Genomic DNA, 18,415 nt, shown 5'->3' with positions numbered 1-18,415 from the left:
AAGCACTCACAAGAGTACTGTGCTCACGACACATCGTGTCTAAACACCGTGACAGCGACGAGGGGGTGTTGTTTCCGGCGGGCATAGAGATATTGTTCCTGTGCTAAGGGCAACCACTACTACTCTTTCCGTTACCTCATGCGGCCAATAGAAACTCATTCGTCATCTGTGCAGAAGACCTCATCAACTCTTGGGGGGGCTGCACGTGCTCCACGTAGGCTCAAAGCACACCTCTACGGACAAGATACTCCAGCTTTTTCAAGAAACGTTGCTTGAAAAAACGTCCCCGTGTTGCTCTGCTACACAGAAACAATGTCTCTACGCCCTTCGGAAACAACACCTACCAGCTGTTACCACATGCCGCTTTTTGTCAGTTCAAATTAACTTTAGTTATGGAGACTGCTATGCCTATATGTGAACAAGTGAATGGATTTTTTATCCCAAGCGTTACTCTTATGGGAATCGGTGCACACAAGGAACTGCCTGCCAAGTTAAAAACACTTGGCGGAACAAAGCCGCTCCTCGTTACCGACAAAGGAATGACCGCCATCGGTATGACACAAAAGATTGTTGATCTACTGAAGGCAGATAACATTCCGTGCATTGTTTTTGATGAAACTGTTCCGAACCCCACAGACAAAAATGTGGCAGACGGATTGGCGGTATATCAAAAAGAACAGTGCGACTGTCTCATTACGTTAGGCGGCGGCAGTGCTCATGACTGCGGCAAAGGCATCGGGCTGGTAAGCACAAACGGCGGCACGATTCACGATTATGAAGGGCTGGATAAATCTGAAAAAGGTATGCCACCTTTTATCGCCGTGAATACTACTGCAGGTACTGCATCAGAAATGACACGCTGCTGTGTTATTACCAACACATCACGTAAGGTAAAAATGGCCATCATAGACTGGCACGTAACACCCGCCGTTGCTCTTGATGACCCGTTGCTGATGCTGGGAATGCCGCCTGCACTTACTGCTGCAACAGGTATGGATGCCTTAACGCATGCAGTTGAAGCATATGTTTCCATTGCTTCAACACCGTTGACTGACGCCTGTGCTGAAAAAGCTATTAAACTTGTAGCCAAGCATTTACGTGCAGCTGTGGCAAATGGACAAGATATCCATGCCCGTGAAGGTATGTGTTATGCCCAATATCTTGCAGGCATGGCATTTAACAACGCCAGCGTAGGACATGTTCACGCCATGGCACATCAGTTGGGCGGCTACTATAATCTCCCGCATGGAGAATGCAATGCTATCCTTCTTCCATATGTTGAAGAAGAAAATATGATCGCAAAAATGGATCGTTTTGCAGAAATGGCAAGCTGGATGGGAGAAGATACAACAGAAGACAGCACCCGTGATGCAGCTAAAAAATTCATGAAGGCTGTACGCGCGCTTTCTAAAGATGTCGGAATCCCGAACGGGCTTAAAGAATTAGGCAAGCGTTACGGTAAAGACGTAAAGAATGAAGATATTCCGATCATGACAGAAAACGCACAGAAAGATGCGTGCGTGTTAACTAACCCTCGTTCTCTTTCCGATGAAGACGTCATGCGGATTTATGAAGCAGCAATGTAATGCCCTCAAACACAAAAGTATCCCCTTGGACTGCCGACAAACACTTTTCTGCTATAGTTCATGACGCTACGCAGAAGCCATACGTTGTTTATATGAAACACACAGACTGACCTGTGTACCTCCCTGACAACTCGTATGGTCCGTTTGCTCATCAGTCCGCTTAGCTTTTGTGCATCCCTCAATAGACCAGATGCCCCCTCCTCAGACTCCGAGGAGGGGGCAAAAGGCTACAGGAGGAAATACACGTAGCCATTACGGAACTGGGGTCAATATATCTAGTAACCACGTTTGTAGTTATTCAATATCCAGTTAACGATGTTTATGAAAAAGACATCACATATTCTGCAACCATCAGGTAACTTACTGTTTTTTTAAATCACTAAAAATTTGAGTAAACCTATAGTCTTTTTCTAGAAAATCTTATTTGTAATAAAATCTATTAGTAACCAGCTTAAACCTAATAGTAAAAAGAGTAAGGCAATTTTTCCGTACGCATTTTTACAGGCTACTAACTCTACACGACGTGTTCCATCATCCACTGATTTAACAGTATAGTACCGAGGTTTCTCAGCTTCTATAGCGAACACAGCAAGCCCCCCGGCAACAATTGTGGATTCTGAAAGCACCATATGGGTGAATTTTCGCTGTTCGTTTTTCTCGACATCCACAAAGGTGTATGTACGGAATCGCTCATTTTCTGCCCGCTCTACTTCGGTGTCGACTTCAAGCTCTGACAGCATTTGTACATCATTCATGTGGTTACTCCTTTACAATCAGTACTGGACAATCGCTGCTGTAAACCAATTTATGTACAACCCCGCCGACAAGAAGATGAGAAAGCTTGCTGCGAGCACCTGCACCAATCACAATCAATCCGGCTTTATTCTGCTTTGCTTCTTCTACCAGCACCTGATGGGCAGGATTGCCATATCGCACAGCCACATCAAATTCCCGCAGATCATGCGCGTCGGCGATTCCTTTTATTGCTTCGACTGTAATCTCTGTTTTTTCAACAACAGAGCGCTCCACAACCGGAGAAATGCTAAAGGCTTCCATATCCATTTCGTAGGCAATTCCGGCAGTCAGTACTGCGCCATACCGTTCTGCTAAAGCACATGCTTCCTGTGCTGCTGCATTTGCTTCCGCACTGCCGTCATACGCAACAAAAACACGTTCCAGGGAGAGTTCCTGATTCCCTGTAACGACCAGCAAGTCGCTGTCTGTCTGCCGAATCACAGCATCTGCAACAGAACCGATGACAATTGACTGAAGCAACTGTGACGCATGTGTTCCCAACGCAACCACATCTGCCTCAAGATTCTCTATGTGCTCTATCAGCACCTCGGTTGGATTCCCTATGCAAAAGTGGCCACGGACGTGAACGCCATCGGCTTCACACTCCTTCACAGCAGTGTTAAGAGCGCTACGAATGTTATCGTACATATCGTACAGAACGTTTGTATCTCCTTGAATGCGCAGATCACCCTGATATTCAGGACAAACCGTCACTATATCGACCATGGAGTTTTCAGATCGGGCAAAGCGTGCCGCCTGCCGGACTATTTCCATTGAAGTTTCTGCGCCGTCAAAAGCTACAAGCATTCTTTTATACATTCGTAACGCCCTTTATGCTTAGGTTCTCATTACTGCTATGCGTTGGAATTGGCTGCCAGTTCCATTTTCCGTTCCTGCCTGCGTCCCATAACCATTGATTTAAGGATAATGAATGCCCCGACACCAAGAGCAAAACACATAAGACCGAAGCTGGTTTTGCTCATACTGGAAATAAGGCTTGCATCCCAGTTAATGGCATCTAATTGTTTAAGATATTTTGGCATTGCAAGGCCGCGGCTGAAAGCTACGATTAGCATAATGGTCGCCATTACGTATTTGATTACATAATCTTTTACGTATGTTGTACCAATTGCGCCAAGCTGAACGCCGAAGAGTGAACCGGCAAGAATAATAAGGGTGAGGCGAATATCTACCATTCCGTAAAAAGCCCAAATAAGTGTACCGCCAAGCCCCATAACGAATGCCACAACAAGCTCAGTTGCTGAAGCCATCAGGCTGGACATACCGATAATGTAGATCATTCCCGGAACACCAGCGAAACCGCCAACAGCAATTGTAGCTGCAAGCAAACCGGCAGCAAGACCTACTGGTGCTGTAAACCAGAAAGAGATGCGAATGTTGCTGCCTTTAAAGTTAACCATAGGCCACAATTCAATGCTCTGAAGCTTTTTCGCAAGGTTGGTCACTTTCTCTTCACCACCGTTCCGTTTGGTATTGATGGCGTCTTTCATAACAAAACTGCCAACAGTAACCAGAACGAACACAAAGGCGAAGGATACGTAGAGGTTTGAACCCGCAGGTCCCCACTGCTCCAGAATCATTTTTTGTACCTGAATACCAATCTGAACACCTATTTCAGCAGAAACACCGACAATAAGCCCCATTTTGATATCTACCTGACCATACTTGTAACGCTTGAGTGCACCAACAAGAGCCTTAGGGAACTTGTGACACATGTTACTGGCAACGGCCACAGGTCCCGGAACCCCGAGGCTCATCATACCCGGAGTGAGAACAAAGGCACCGCCGGAACCGATAAATCCGCTGACCAATCCACCGACAAAGCCGACAAAAAAGAGAAAAAGAACACCCGCCAAAGACAGGTCAACAAAACGAGCACCATCTAACAATACGTCATGCATAATATATCTCCTACCTGCACTATCCTGCTACGCTTTCAGAGTAGCGCGGCTTCGGGTGTCCTTACGTTGGGTTTTCTCTGCTTTATCAGACTTACGTCCTGCGCTTGAGGAAGCTTCTATTCCCAAAGCGGTCCAGACGTTGCTGGCAAAGTTGCCATGAACATAGGAAAATAAAAATACGGTTGAAACAGGCAACAGGCAGTATGCACCACCTTTTGCGTACAGTTCCACCATAGGATCTGCGAATTTAAATACTGCCGCGTACAAGCTGATGCTTGCTGCGCCGAACAGAAGGGCGTGTAATTTTGCCTTTTTCTTTTTATCCTGAGCGGTTTTCATTTTTACTCCTTCTTCTTCCTGCTGTAGAACCTTACACTCGTAGCTGAGGTCTTTTTTGAGCTTTTTTAGAAGCCCGTTCGGTTGCCCGCTTTTCCTCCTGCCCGTTGACGATGCGACTAGCCATCTCACTATCGCCACTCTCGGCATACACGACTGCTACAAAGAGCCTTTCTAACGTCTTAAACAGATTCACAACGCCCTCCTTTTTCAAGCGCAGTTCTCTGCGTTACTCAGCATCTCCCCATGCTAAGTAGTCGTCATAAAAAAATACGGCACATCTATGTGTAATTGAGCCGGCTTGCACTCTTCACACCGGAGAAGCACAAACTCTACCTCTCGTGTTTCATTACAAATTCTTCGTACTGCCTCATTAAAGCCCTCAAACACAACAATTTGCCTAGCATTAATTGACTGCTGAACACCTGGTAGTTTTGCCACCTCCTCGCTGAAAATTTGTTTAAAAGAACGGTTTGATACCTCAAGAAATCGCTTGCCCAGCTTTTCTGAGCGTGCTCTGCCAAGCACGCAGGTAAACAGCAGTTCGCAATGCAAACGTATTGCTACGGGCAATGCAGCCCGAATAACCTGCCGTTCTGCCGGCTCGCCATCATAGGCAACAATGATCTTCTTCTGTTTCTCATGTGCCTGCATGATCTCGAGAGCTGTGTCCTGTTCCCCTGCTTCTGCAAATGCAGCCGCAGTGGCTACAGACTCCAACATTTTCATTATCTTCATGAACTATCCCACCGTGTTCTTTATGAATCTTGCCTCGTTAAAAGCACCTTTCGTGCCAAACTGTAACACGCTGCTTTTAAAGGATTTATTCATCCAGTTGCATTTATGCCACTCATTCTTCCGCTTCAATATGCAGCGGTTACAATTAGAGCGCTGCAATATGCAGCAATCCATTTGCAACATCCGATTATTTTCACAAAAAAACGCTGCATATTGCAGCAACGGAATACATAGATTTAGTCGTATCAAACTGATATATTGTAAGAAACAAAAGGCGGGAAAAATGGGACTATTTAGCAGACCTGAGAACATTGACCCGATACCGGAACAGGTAACAACAACGCAGGAAGAGCTACGAAACGCAGTTGAAAAAGCCAAACTGCCGGAAAATGTGCGCCACATTGCGTTAGAAGAAATCACCAAGCTGGATAGAACAGACCCATCAGTAGCGGAGTTCGGGCTTGGTGTAACATATGTTGAATTACTACTCTCACTCCCGTGGACAAACTCCTCACAGGATAATCTTGAACTTGAGAACGCAGTCGCCGTTCTCAATCAGGAGCATTTCGGTCTTAACACCGTCAAACAACGTATTCTGGAATACCTTGCTTCCAACATCACCTGCCACATCAAAAAAAGTACCGTCCTTGTTGTGGATGATGAAGAAATTTCCCGAGACAACATGGCGTATTCTCTAAGTAAACTGTCATGTGAAGTTCTCGTTGCGTCCAATGGACTTGAAGCAGTTTCGATCTTAGAGGAACGTAATGTAGATTGCATTGTTACCGATCTTAAAATGCAAAAGATGGATGGGCTTGAGCTACTTAATTACGTTCAAGACGAATGGCCGGATACAAAACTCATTATTGTTACGGGGTATGCTACGGTAGATAATGCCATAGGGGCATTAAAGCAGGGAGCATTGCACTACCTGCCTAAACCCATCAATCTGGAAATTCTTCGAACAACGGTTCAAGAAATTTTAGAGCGCCAGAAACAGGCATGTTCAGTTTCCGGCCCCATTCTTTGCTTTTCAGGCCCTCCGGGTACAGGGAAAACTTCCATCGGCAAATCCGTTGCCAATGCTCTTTCCAGAAAATTTGTACGTCTTTCCCTTGCCGGTATGCGTGACGAAGCAGAACTGCGTGGCCACCGCCGTACCTATGTCGGCGCTATGGCAGGCAGGATTATCAGCGAGCTTAATAAATGCGGGGTAAACAACCCTGTGTTCATGCTGGATGAAGTCGACAAAATCGGTCAAGATTTCAGAGGAGACCCTGCTTCTGTTCTACTGGAAATTCTCGACCCTGAACAAAACAGACATTTCCTTGATTACTATCTGGACACGCCGTTTGATCTTTCGCGAGTCATGTTCATTACAACAGCAAATGTAGTTGAAAATCTACCCGCTCCTTTACGGGACAGAATGGAAATCATTCCTTTCTCCTGTTACACGCTCAATGAAAAGAAACAAATTGGGCTGGATTACCTTGCGCCACGGCAACTCCGTACACTTGGTTACTCCCAGAATGAAATTTCTTTTACACCGGAAGCCATGTCCAGCTTGATATCAGGCTATACCCGAGATGCAGGTCTGCGCAGTGTGAACAGAGAAATCGGTAACGTCTGCCGCAAAATCAATTTAGAAATCTTACAGCACACAAAAAAACCGCCAATATCCATTACCAGCGAAGACATCGTTTCTCTGCTTGGCTTTGAACGATATTCATTTGAAGCTGCAACAGCGCAGCCGCTTATCGGTGTGACAACAGGATTGGTCTGGAGCGAATACGGCGGGCAGCTCATTTACATCGAAACAGCCAAAATGAAAGGAACCGGACAGTTACTCATGACCGGATCACTGGGAGATATTCTAAAAGAATCGGCCCAGACTGCTTTGAGCTTTATACGAAGCAACGCTAAAACGTTTTCCATTGATGAAAACATTTTTGAGCAAATTGACATCCACGTGCATATCCCTGCCGGAGATATTTCAAAAGATGGTGCTTCTGCAGGTGTTACGATTGCTATGGCGCTGCTATCACTGCTTACTAAACGACCGGCACGCCGAGATGTCGCAATGACAGGCGAATTCACACTCAGTGGCCGAATCCTTCCGGTTGGTGGGTTACGTGAAAAAATTCTGGCAGCTCAGCAAGCCGGTGTGCGCATGATACTGCTTCCTGAACGAAACAAATTGGAAGTACAGGTTATGAATGAGGAAGTACGCAGCGCAGCAGAATTACGCTTTATCTCATCCATCAATGAAGTTGTAGAACACGTTCTGCTTCCGGCTGAATAGACATAAAATTCCAATACAAGTAACGCGAGTAAAAAAGACGCTGTGTCATATGACACAACGTCTTTTTTTACCAACCAATTCTATAACTGAACAGATACTGCTAGCCATCAAGTCCAAGACGTTTCATCTTTCTCCACAGCGAGCCTCTGTTCAACCCGAGCAGCTCAGCTGCACGGCTTTTATTTCCATCAGTCTGCTCCAGAACCCAACGCAGATACCGCCGTTCATTGTCCTCAAGCGACACCACGTCATCAAATTCAATAGGCGGATTCGGCACTGTTGAGGAAAGGAGCGAATCACCCCACAAGTCTGGAGGAAGCTGTGCCATACGAATAACGCGACCATTGCAAAGTACAACTGCGCGTTCCATTAAGTTTTCCAACTCACGAACGTTTCCGGGAAAGGCATATTTGCTTAACGTTGCGAGCACTTCGTCATCAATGTCGGTAATTTTCTTTTTAAAAACAGATGCAAATTTGTTCACAAAGAAGCTTGCCAACAATGGTATATCATCTTTTCGCTTTCGCAACGGAGGGACATCTAACGTTATGACATTCAACCTGTAATACAAATCTCGCCGAAACGTTCCGTGCTCTACCATACTCAACAGATCCCTGTTAGTGGCAGCTATTATGCGAACATCAACAGGCACCTCGATGGTTCCACCAACCCTGAGGAGTTTTCGGGTTTCCAATACACGCAGTAAATTTGCCTGCATGCTCAGAGGCATATCCCCTACTTCATCAAGAAAAAATGTTCCGTTATCTGCTGATTCAAGCAGACCTTTTTTGGCGGAATGCGCTCCGGTAAAAGCAGATTTTTCATGGCCGAAAAGTTCATTAGCAAGCAGCTCTTCATTAAACGAAGCGCAGTTAATAGCGAAAAAAAGGTTATTCCGCCTCGGACTTCCCATATGCAGTGCTTTGGCTACCAGCTCTTTTCCTGTTCCGGTTTCACCTTGGATTAATACAGTACATCCAACTGCTGCTACCTGATCGATTTGCCGCTTGAGAATATGTATCGGAGCACTGTGACCGACTATCCTATCTGATCCGGAAGAACCCAGCTGGTCTTTGAGCATAGCGACCTCTTCTTTAAGCCGCTTCTTCTCCAACGCTTTCTGCGTGAGCAGAGAAACCTCATCCAGACGTACAGGCTTAGCAAGATACTGAAACGCTCCCTTGCCCATTGCTTGAACCGCATTATCCACAGTCGCATATCCTGTCAGCACAATAACTTCTGTGTCAGGCGTTTTAGCTTTAATAATCCGCAGTAACTCCATCCCGCTGATATCAGGCATACGCATATCAGTCAGCACCACATCGTATTCTTCTGCCTCAATTGCCTTTCGGGCTAATGCCCCGTTTTCCACAGCAGTTACCGCAGCCCTCTGCTGCATAAGCACATGTGCAAGATTCTCTCTGGCTATCAGTTCATCTTCTGCTATCAAAATCTTTGCATTATTCATAACGCCCTGCATCTACTTTTAAGCCACCCACAAGCGTGTAACGACATGCCGGCAACTGCCCTGTTTGACGTTCTGTTTCAGGCGACACTTTCGTCATGTTGAACCAACGGTAAATCAATATAAAAACGAGATCCAACACCGAGTGTACTTTCTACCCGAATCTCTCCATCAAACTCTTCAATTATACCGTATGCTACTGATAATCCAAGCCCTGTGCCCTCTCCCACTTCCTTACGTGTAAAAAAGGGATCAAAAACTTTAGGCAAATCTGCATCGCTAATCCCCTTACCGGAATCCGTAACCACAAGTGTTACAGCCTCGTCTACCTGATCTTCTAACACGGTGATGGTAATAAAACCTGTAGGCTTATTCTTCATAGCTTGAATTGCATTAATAATAAGGTTGATTAAGACCTCGCCCATACGCTGAGGATCAAGCCGAACAAAAATCTCCTCCGGCACATCCACATCCAACGTCACACCGGAAGGAATCTGTGATGAAACAAGCCGTACTGCGTTTTCAACCACTCCTTTTAACGACACAGTTCGAATAGCCAAATCTGTACATCGTGCAAACTCCAACAACCCTCGCACGATATCCCGTGCCCGTGCTGTTTCGGTTTCAATATTATGCAGCAACTTTTTCGCAAATGGGTCAAACGAGTCTCCAAGCTCTCCCTGAAGAATCTGTGCTGAAGTGGATATGTTATTAAGCGGGTTGTTTACCTGATGTGCAATTCCGGCACTTAACGTACCTATTGATGACATTTTTTGCGCTTGAACAAGCTGTGCCTGTCTGTGCTCCAGTTCTGAAACCATACGATTAAAGGCAACTTGTACCTGCGCAATCTCATCCTCAATATTTCCCACATCGACCGGAGCAAAATTGCCTTGTGCAATCTGTGTTGTTGTTTCTTCTATCACCTTTAGAGGACTTACAATCCGCTTTGTTATGAAATAGAGCGTGCAAAGAAACAGAAACGACACAGTTAAAATTGAAAAAAGCAACTGCTTACGCAATTGCCTGTTAATCTGTAATATATTCTCCCGTTCTAATGTAGCGATACTTTGCGCTTTTGCTACCAGTTCCTGTCCAATTTCACGCAGCTTGATCACTTCTGTCTCAAGATTATGTCCCTGCTTCATAGAAACAGTATACATTGAGACAATTCGATCTCTGTATTCGCTGATTGTTTTTTTCAGCGTAATAATATTTTCAGTCATTGTTGCGTCAAAATTCATATCAGAATGACGATTAAGCAGCATAAGGGTATTTTCTATCTCAAGTAGCGCAAGTTCATAACTGCTCTGCTCACCATACAAAAGATAGTTTTTTTCCTGCCTGCGGAAGTTCAAAATAGAACTTTCAACGTCATCAATAAATTCAACAGAATAGGTTTTATCTTCAACAAGAAGCAACTGTTTGTATGAAAAAAGCGTCTGCCCTCCAAGGCAAATAGAAAGGATGAGAAACCCTGCAATAATCCGCTGTCGCACATTAAGTCTCAGCATACATCCTCCTACTCAAAGCAACACAACACATTGAATTTATTATATCAGACTCACCAATCTTATTGTGATTTTTAGCACAAAGTCAAGTTGCAAAGAAAAAAATCAACATTTTCAGTTAGTTTGAAAGGCCAACTTTCATACTCAAGCTATTACCGAACGATGTGTAGACTCTACCACCCTAGTCTACAATTGCCCTTTTCTACAAAAATTACCCTTTTCATAACCTGCAATTCTGTAGTTTTTCTTGTTGACCAAAAAACACATTGCGTCTTCGCAAATAGAATAGAGCAATTAGTACAACGACAATACATATAAGTGAGTACGTATCTGTATTGTTACGTGCACAAATCTGTTGAAAAATAGACTAAAAAAAACAAACAGATACAACTTACTATAAAAAAAAAGAAAATACGTTGCTCACATTACATAAAATAATTAAAAGAGCCTCTTAAGGAGTACTTATGAAAAGATTAGTCACACTCTGCCTTATTGCTATGTTAACCGCCTTTACTGCTGGTTGTGGTGCTCAACACCACCAGAAAGGCGTAGGCATTGAAGATGGTAAAAAACTTACCCCTGGTGTTGTACAGGCAAAAATTCGTAAAGGAATGAGCCAAGCAGACGTGATTCAAGCGTTAGGATCACCGAATATTGTTACACGCGACTCTTCAGGAAAAGAAACCTACATCTGGGATAAAGTAAGCTCTGCAAAAAGCTACTCAAACAGCCAAAACAGTTACTTTTTGATTATTGTTGGCGGCTCCGGTGGTGCAGGTGCAGTTACATCTTCTCAGAACACACTTACAGTAATCATCAAATTCGTTGAAGGATTCGCAGATGAAATCTCGTTCCATTCCAGCAAGTTCTAAGCTATTTTTCATAGCTCTTCTTTGCTTGACTCTCAGTGGTTGTATGGGGTCAGGGGGACCTCCTCCAATGCCTGACATGACACAGTTGCAGGTTCGCCAAATGCAAACACGCGAATACTCTGATGTCAGCAAAATGGAAGTGATTAAAGCTGTCCTTTCTGCTCTCATGGACGAAGGATATGCCATCCGAAGCACCGATAAAGACCTTGGTGTTGTTACTGCTGCAAAAGAAGTTTACGACCTCGACAGCAGTACTAAATTTGCTGCTGAGTTTAATCAGGGTGCAGGCTCCGGAACGTACCAGACTACAATGCGTTCTGAAGCTTCAACCATGATTAGAGAACGTGGAAAAAATATTCAGGTTCGAATCAGTATCGTTCAAAAAAGCGTAAGTAACACTGGTGGTAATATCTGGTCTCAACCAGTTTACGACTCTAAAATTTACCAAACCATTTTCTCTAAAGTCGGCAAAGCTGTCTTTCTTGAAAAAGAAAAAATTTAAGCATACTGCTTACCTTGTTTTATTAAAAAAGCCCCTTTCGCTGTAAGGGGCTTTTTTAATAGCATCTATTTCTTCTCACAGGTATGTCTGCGCAATCTTCCACGTACCTTCCGGTTACTGCTGCTCCACCTGCATACAAGTGCTCTTTTTTCTACTTTTTCTCGTTTTCCTGATATTCAATTATCATTTATAAACAGCACGGAGAACGTATTATAAGTGAAGTTTTCAATACCCGCCACGTAACCAACTCTATGAACAACATAAGGTGATACCGTGACTGAACTTCACTCTAAAAAAAGTGCTCTTCTTGCTGGTGCAACTGGTGCTGTCGGCTCCAAACTCCTTCATGAACTCTTACGTTCAAATAAATACTCTCGAATCATTATCCTCTCGCGCCGTGAACTTGATATCACTCTTCCACTCATTGAAGTTCAGTTGGTAAACTTTGACAACTTAGCCGACTCAAAAATAAACGGCCCGGTAGACGATGTCTTCTGCTGCCTTGGCACAACTAGAAAAAAAGCAGGATCATTAGAAGCATTTAAGCAGGTTGATCTCACCTATGTGGTTTCATTAGCAAGATTTTCCACCCGTCTAAACGCAGAAACGTTTTCAGTTATCAGCTCTCTGGGAGCAGATGCACAAAGCTCCAATGCCTACTTGAAAACTAAAGGAGAAATGGAACAATTTCTCACCACGCTTCAACTCCCAGCCCTCTATATATACCGGCCGTCGTTATTACATGGCGAACGCTCTGAGTTCAGACTACTTGAAAATATAGGGTACTGGACACTTACTCTTTTTTCACCACTATTTTTCGGAAAAATGGCTAAATACCGCCCTGTTGAAACAGAGCAGCTAGCACAAATGATGGTTGAAACCGCCCTACATTATTCTGATAAAAAGGCAGCACCTAACGTTACAATCTTTGAAAGTGACGAAATTCTCGCTCACGCAAACAATAAAAGTCATCTTTGAAAACAGGAGAACGTATGAACACAACCATACTTGTTTTTCTAACACTTTATATTGTGGCATTTCTTCTCATTCATCACGCTGTCACTACCGGAGAAGATTCATGATAATGGGGCACTACGTAACGGCTCTTATTCCGTATGCTTATGACAGCAACAGAAAAATTGCTCCGTTCTGGCTCTTTTTACTACTCCCTCAACTTGCTGACTTTCTTATGCTTGCCTTTGTGTTTATGGGATACGAATCCATCAGCCCCGAAAACTTCTTCAAGGTTTCATTTATGAACATGCAGGCAGAGATGCATTTCTCACACGACATACTTCCGCTAGCTCTTACGGCTGTTATTGTCAGTGCAATCGTCGGCCTCTTATTCAAAAGCAAACGTCTCTTTTTCATTGCACTGGGCTTAATGCTTCTCCACGAAGTATTGGATATGCTTGTCGGCTTTAAACACTTTCTGTCCCCAAATCATACTCAAGCCTTTGGGCTTGGCCTCTATAATACCATGCCGATTTTAGGGATAGCCTTTGAAACAATCTTTTGTATTCTCATCTTATCCTGGTACTTACGTAAGCGCGAGCGTCTTGGATACCCACTTAAAACCAGTGCTAAAATCATCCTATGGGGAACACTTGTTGGAACAACAATTGCCATGACATTGATTGCAAAAGTTCCACTGGCCAGCTTAATCAGTTTACAACTTGGTTAACCCATTCACCCAAAGACTATCATTATAAGGCATAGCTCACAGCTGTGCCTTCTCCTTAGACATTAGTGCCACCCTCTTCCCTATTCCCGCCTTTACGTCTCGAAAACTAGACCAATACAAAAGTTGTATAGATTATAACTCACAGACAACACACTGCAATATCAGTGTAACAAAGCTACCACATTCCCCCCGTAGAACCTTTTCAACAAAGACAATAACTCTTTTTGATAAGTTCATGAGGGAATGCAGTATGCAAAACGTTACACAAGTACAAATCAAAAAACAGATACCGGCCATTTCTACGGAAGGGCTGACCAAAGTGTATCCGAACGGCACACGTGCTGTGTCTAATGTGTCACTCACCGTGGCCTCCAATGAATTCATTTCCATCATCGGCTCTTCAGGTGCGGGCAAATCATCTCTTTTGCGATGCATGAACCGCCTTATACGTCCCACATCCGGAACTCTTGAACTCTTCGGAGAAGACATCACTGCTGTATCCGGAAAAAACATCAGAAAAGTACGTAGAAAAGTAGGCATGATCTTCCAGCAATTCCATCTGGTACGACGCCTTACAGTTCTCGAGAATGTACTGGTAGGACGCCTCCGTTTTAACAGCTCCTTGTTCAGCCAATGCTGTTCACTAGCCAGACATTTTAGCAACGATGAAAAAGAAACAGCATTTGAATGCCTGAAACAAGTGGGCATTGCCCACCTTGCTTTTCAACGTGCAGATACCCTTTCCGGTGGACAACAACAGCGTGTAGCCATTGCCCGTGCTCTTGCTCAGGAACCGGAAGTCTTTCTTGCTGATGAACCTATCGCCAGCCTTGATCCGCACAGCGCAGAAGTTGTGATGGATATTCTGCGTGAAATCCATGAGATCCGTAACATTCCAGTGCTTGTTAACTTACACCACATCGACTTTGCCACCAGATACGGCAAACGCATTGTAGGTATGCGCCACGGTGAAGTTATCCACGATGTTCTCCCACAGAACCTTGATGATGACATGATCACCGAAATTTACGGCGCACGAATCAACGAGGCTAAAGGCGAGCTTGCTGCTTGCGCTTAGCTTAAACCAAATAAGACGTCTTGTTTTTACACTAAAAAAATGGAGAACAGTATGTTTCGTCGTTTAGTTATGAGTCTTGTTACTTTGTGTATGCTTGTTTCAATTGCTTTGCCCGCCTTTGCAGCTCCATCGGAAGTATGGCCGACAAAAATACGTGTAGGCTTCATTCCTACAGAAGGTAATGCGGATATTAAAAAACGTTTTGCCCCGTTGACCGAACATCTTCACGAAGTACTCGGTATTGAAGTTGAAGCGTTCAGTGCATCAGACTACGCAGGCATCATTACTGCCATGACTCACAAACATATCGACTTTGCTTACTTCGGCCCTAAAAGTTACACAGAAGCTACTGAAAAAGCAGGTGCTCAGGCACTGGTCATGGAACTCAACAAGCAGGGACAGCCAGGCTACACAGGCATCATTATCGTCCGTAAAGATTCCGATATGAAAAAACTTTCCGACATTCAGGGAAAAGTTTTTGCTTTCACAGATCCTAACTCCACCTCCGGCTACCTTGTACCAAACGTTCTCTTTGCCCGTGACTTAAACGTTAAGCCTGAAGACTACTTCAAACAGGTTAAATTCTCCGGTTCTCACGGCGCATCCATCCTTGCTGTAAAAAACAAAGGTGTTGAAGTAGCCGCTACAAACAACATCGACCTCGACCGTATGATTGAAAAAGGTCAGGTTTCCATGAACGACTTCCGAATCCTCTGGCGTTCCGAGCTTATTCCAGGAGCTCCAATGGCTGCACGCCGCGATCTTCCAGAAAGCCTTAAAGCAGCATTTGCCGGAGCAATGCTCATGTTCAACGCAAACAAAGCCGGTATCAATAAGCTGCAAAACGGTGGCTACCAGTTCACCACTGACACTACTTACGACATTATCCGCTACCTTAAGCGTCTTAAAAAAGAACTCGCTGCAAAATAAGTAATACAAATTAGGGTGAACCTGCAGACTGCTCTCCTTCGGTTCAGCAATTCTGGCTGAAGGAGTCGTAGATGCAAGACTCCAAAAGATACTCATAGATAGTACATAGGAAAAGTTGAGCCACAAGAGCACTGCCAACAATACTGAGCAGTTACTGGCAACCACTCGTACGTACATGAACTCAGTTATGCAGGTTTACCCTTATCTCAGATTTTTACGTAATAGAGGAAATTCATGACAGATTTAACGCTTGCCCAACTCACACCACGAAAAACACCCAGCCAAAAGGCGGTTGTTACCATCGTGAGTGCGCTCATTATCGCTGTTCTCGCCATTACCTACGTATGGTGCGGCATTGATCCTATAAAATTGTACGAAAAACGTCAGAATGCCGCCGAATATCTTTTCGGACATGATGTTACTCAAAGCGATAAAGAAGCTGCCATGGAACAGGCAACCCGTCTGCCTGCAATCATAATTCGTCAAGAAGCTATGACAGAAGTACGCAACAGTATGAAGGCAGCAGGAAGCACAGATTTTACAGAGATGACTCGCAGAGGGAATGAGCTGGCTGAACAGCGTCTTGCATCAATTGATCAGCTTGAGCATCAGGCAATTGTTGAAGAAGAATATGCCCGCTTACTGGATGAAAAGCGCGGTGGCTTCTTTCCGCCGGAAATGAGAACTGGCCCTTTGCTTGAATACACAAAGGCTCTGGTTGAAACACTTGCTATCGCCATCTGGGGAACACTTTTCGCGTTCGTCGCTTCTATTCCGGCATCTATGTTTGCAGCACGCAACACACTTAAAATAATGATCCCGGGCAGCTCTCCAGTTCGAAAAAAGCTCCGCCACACAATTCAATTCTCTATGCGACGTCTCTTAGACTTCTGCCGAGGATTCAATGAATTTGTAATGGCTCTCATCTTTGTAGCGGTTATCGGCCTTGGACCATACGCAGGCGTGCTCGCCCTCGCCATTCACTCGTTCGGCATTCTCGGAAAAGTCTTCAGTGAAGGCATTGAAGCTATTGAACCGGGGCAGGTTGAAGCGGTTGAGGCTAGCGGATCAAGCTCTATTCAAACAATCGCGTTCTCAGTTCTGCCACAAATTATGCCGCTTGTAGCCAGCTACAGCCTGCTTCGCTTTGAAACAAATGTACGCAGCGCAACCATCCTTGGATTTGTCGGTGCAGGCGGTCTCGGCTTCCTGATATTCGATAAACTGAATGGATACCTTTATCGTGAAGTATGCACGATGATGATCATGGTCATTCTTATGGTTACCGTCATCGACTACCTCTGTGGCAAAATCCGCAGGCAGTTTGTGTAAAGCAAATTAGATGGATGCATCATGCGAATCAGCGTCAACCACAAACTGAATACGGTCTGCTGCCCACACACAGACTCCGTACTCGACCGGAGTACCGTCATGATCAACGTTAACGGACTCAACAACCATAACTGGAGCATGGCGCCTGAGCTTAAGAAGACGCACTTCTTCTGCTTCAGCACCTCTAGCCATAATTCGGGTAGATTTTCGAGTATAGTCGGCAATTCCGAATGCTTGAAAGGTAGCTGTAACGGAATGATTCTCTGCATAAACCTCAGCAAAATCCGGAAAACGTTCCTTCGGGAAATATTGCGTCGTATAGCACAGCGGATGTTTGTCCGCGCTGCCGACAGAACGCATTCGCACAAGCAGTGTGGTTGGGCGCAGACAAAGTGCCTTAGCTGCAACAAGGTCTGCCGGAACAGTATCATGTGTAAGCAGTTCCTCTGCGGGGCTCTTCTGCTGGCGAAGCAAATTCTCACGAAACCGAACCCTGCGGGCAAGGAAATAATCAAGTTTATCTCTACGGGCAAAGGCACCACGTCCTTGCTCAACTACAATAAGTTCTTTCCGAACAAGTTCAGCTATTGCCTGACGAACTGTATGACGATTTACGAAAAAACGCTCTGCAAGCTGCTTTTCAGTCGGGAGTTTCTCTCCGGCAGAATACACCCCGTCATACAACTCTTTTTCCAATACAGATTGAATTTGATGCCAAAGTGTAACGCCTTGAGCACGTACAAGCTTTTGCCGCTTATTACTGCTTTTCGCTTCTTTCACTACATCCACTCCTTTATGCGTAACGTTTCCATAAAACTGAACGGTACATGCAACACAAGGAGTTCACATGGCATTTTTGTTACAACAACTTGTAGAGTTATCTAGACAAGTTCAACTCAGTTGAGACGACAATGAACCAAACACATGTACAAGACAGACAACATTGGATGAGCGTGCTTGCACGCACATCATTTGCCAATATTCAAAAGGCATGGCGTGCGATGCCGGAGCAGCCCGAATACTCCCTTTTGCGTCAGCCGGAAACAGGACTGGTAATGATTCAGGCTCGTACAAACGGTAACGGTGCTCCTTTTAACATGGGAGAGATGACACTGACACGTTGCTCTGTAAGCATTCATAACGCCATCGGACACGCGTATATTGCAGGGCGTAACCCTGAACACGCAGAACTTGCGGCAATTTTTGACGGGCTGCTTCAACTTCCTGAGCACAATGCCCGACTTATGGAAACTGTTATCAACCCGATGGAAAAAAACATTGCTGAGCAGATAAAAACAAAAGCTAAGCAGGTTGCTTCCACCCGTGTTGACTTCTTCACAATGGTTCGCGGGGAGGACTAGT

Annotated in this window: 19 protein-coding genes; 10 read left to right on the top strand and 9 right to left on the bottom strand. The window is 44.7% G+C overall.

Features of this window, described 5'->3' with window-relative positions:
- Positions 1 to 404: 404 nt before the first annotated feature.
- Positions 405 to 1,586: an iron-containing alcohol dehydrogenase gene (locus QZY95_RS04395; protein ID WP_290919758.1), complete on the top strand. Its 1,182-nt coding sequence runs from the start codon at positions 405 to 407 to the stop codon at positions 1,584 to 1,586.
- Positions 1,587 to 1,996: 410 nt separating this feature from the next.
- Here QZY95_RS04395 and QZY95_RS04390 read toward each other — a convergent pair whose 3' ends face one another.
- Genes QZY95_RS04390 through QZY95_RS04365 form a run of 6 tightly spaced genes read right to left on the bottom strand, consistent with a single transcriptional unit; the run spans position 1,997 to position 5,377 of the window.
- Entirely contained in the window at positions 1,997 to 2,341 is a 345-nt protein-coding gene (locus QZY95_RS04390) for a hypothetical protein (RefSeq protein WP_290919756.1), read from the bottom strand.
- Between the two features lie 4 nt (positions 2,342 to 2,345).
- Entirely contained in the window at positions 2,346 to 3,200 is an 855-nt protein-coding gene (locus QZY95_RS04385) for a universal stress protein (RefSeq protein WP_290919754.1), read from the bottom strand.
- Between the two features lie 35 nt (positions 3,201 to 3,235).
- Positions 3,236 to 4,303: a sulfite exporter TauE/SafE family protein gene (locus tag QZY95_RS04380; protein ID WP_290919752.1), complete on the bottom strand. Its 1,068-nt coding sequence runs from the start codon at positions 4,301 to 4,303 to the stop codon at positions 3,236 to 3,238.
- Positions 4,304 to 4,330: 27 nt separating this feature from the next.
- A complete protein-coding gene (locus tag QZY95_RS04375) occupies positions 4,331 to 4,642 on the bottom strand; it encodes a hypothetical protein (protein WP_290919750.1) in 312 nt (103 codons plus the stop codon).
- Between the two features lie 31 nt (positions 4,643 to 4,673).
- Positions 4,674 to 4,835, bottom strand: coding sequence for a hypothetical protein (locus QZY95_RS04370; RefSeq protein WP_290919748.1), 162 nt, complete (start codon positions 4,833 to 4,835; stop codon positions 4,674 to 4,676).
- A gap of 53 nt (positions 4,836 to 4,888) precedes the next feature.
- Complete coding sequence (locus tag QZY95_RS04365; protein ID WP_290919746.1) at positions 4,889 to 5,377, bottom strand: hypothetical protein; 489 nt, start codon at positions 5,375 to 5,377, stop codon at positions 4,889 to 4,891.
- Between the two features lie 283 nt (positions 5,378 to 5,660).
- On the opposite strand from QZY95_RS04365, the gene QZY95_RS04360 reads away from it, so the two are divergent.
- Positions 5,661 to 7,679 (top strand): S16 family serine protease, encoded by a 2,019-nt coding sequence (locus tag QZY95_RS04360; protein WP_290919744.1) that lies wholly within the window; start codon positions 5,661 to 5,663, stop codon positions 7,677 to 7,679.
- 100 nt (positions 7,680 to 7,779) lie between these two features.
- On the opposite strand, the gene QZY95_RS04355 is transcribed toward QZY95_RS04360, so the two are convergent.
- Together QZY95_RS04355 and QZY95_RS04350 are read right to left on the bottom strand one after the other, a co-directional pair.
- A complete protein-coding gene (locus QZY95_RS04355; protein ID WP_290919742.1) occupies positions 7,780 to 9,147 on the bottom strand; it encodes a sigma-54 dependent transcriptional regulator in 1,368 nt (455 codons plus the stop codon).
- A 77-nt stretch (positions 9,148 to 9,224) separates the two neighbouring features.
- Positions 9,225 to 10,658 (bottom strand): HAMP domain-containing sensor histidine kinase, encoded by a 1,434-nt coding sequence (locus QZY95_RS04350; protein ID WP_290919740.1) that lies wholly within the window; start codon positions 10,656 to 10,658, stop codon positions 9,225 to 9,227.
- A gap of 461 nt (positions 10,659 to 11,119) precedes the next feature.
- On the opposite strand from QZY95_RS04350, the gene QZY95_RS04345 reads away from it, so the two are divergent.
- From QZY95_RS04345 to phnE, 7 genes are all read left to right on the top strand, one after another.
- On the top strand, positions 11,120 to 11,527 hold the full coding sequence (locus QZY95_RS04345) for a hypothetical protein (protein WP_290919738.1): 408 nt from the start codon (positions 11,120 to 11,122) through the stop codon (positions 11,525 to 11,527).
- 67 nt (positions 11,528 to 11,594) lie between these two features.
- Positions 11,595 to 12,029 carry a hypothetical protein gene (locus QZY95_RS04340; RefSeq protein WP_290919735.1) on the top strand — a complete coding sequence of 145 codons (435 nt, stop codon included), beginning with the start codon at positions 11,595 to 11,597 and terminating at the stop codon, positions 12,027 to 12,029.
- 273 nt (positions 12,030 to 12,302) lie between these two features.
- Positions 12,303 to 13,007, top strand: a complete 705-nt coding sequence (locus QZY95_RS04335) for an NAD(P)H-binding protein (RefSeq protein ID WP_290919733.1) — start codon at positions 12,303 to 12,305, stop codon at positions 13,005 to 13,007.
- 106 nt (positions 13,008 to 13,113) lie between these two features.
- The gene (locus QZY95_RS04330; protein ID WP_290919731.1) at positions 13,114 to 13,713 is read left to right on the top strand and encodes a hypothetical protein; all 600 of its coding nucleotides are present in this window, start codon (positions 13,114 to 13,116) and stop codon (positions 13,711 to 13,713) included.
- Between the two features lie 250 nt (positions 13,714 to 13,963).
- Entirely contained in the window at positions 13,964 to 14,791 is an 828-nt protein-coding gene (gene phnC, locus QZY95_RS04325) for a phosphonate ABC transporter ATP-binding protein (protein WP_290919729.1), read from the top strand.
- Between the two features lie 51 nt (positions 14,792 to 14,842).
- Entirely contained in the window at positions 14,843 to 15,721 is an 879-nt protein-coding gene (gene phnD / locus QZY95_RS04320) for a phosphonate ABC transporter substrate-binding protein (RefSeq protein WP_290919727.1), read from the top strand.
- 234 nt (positions 15,722 to 15,955) lie between these two features.
- Positions 15,956 to 17,053 (top strand): phosphonate ABC transporter, permease protein PhnE, encoded by a 1,098-nt coding sequence (phnE, locus tag QZY95_RS04315; protein WP_290919725.1) that lies wholly within the window; start codon positions 15,956 to 15,958, stop codon positions 17,051 to 17,053.
- Positions 17,054 to 17,059: 6 nt separating this feature from the next.
- Here phnE and phnF read toward each other — a convergent pair whose 3' ends face one another.
- A complete protein-coding gene (gene phnF, locus QZY95_RS04310) occupies positions 17,060 to 17,833 on the bottom strand; it encodes a phosphonate metabolism transcriptional regulator PhnF (RefSeq protein ID WP_290919723.1) in 774 nt (257 codons plus the stop codon).
- 131 nt (positions 17,834 to 17,964) lie between these two features.
- On the opposite strand from phnF, the gene phnG reads away from it, so the two are divergent.
- A complete protein-coding gene (gene phnG, locus QZY95_RS04305) occupies positions 17,965 to 18,414 on the top strand; it encodes a phosphonate C-P lyase system protein PhnG (protein WP_290919721.1) in 450 nt (149 codons plus the stop codon).
- Position 18,415: the final 1 nt, after the last annotated feature.

The organism is Halodesulfovibrio sp. (genome assembly GCF_015482765.1).
GTDB lineage: Bacteria > Desulfobacterota > Desulfovibrionia > Desulfovibrionales > Desulfovibrionaceae > Halodesulfovibrio.
The sequence above is the reverse complement of the archived record's forward strand: the minus strand, read 5'-3'. Positions and strand labels throughout refer to the sequence as shown.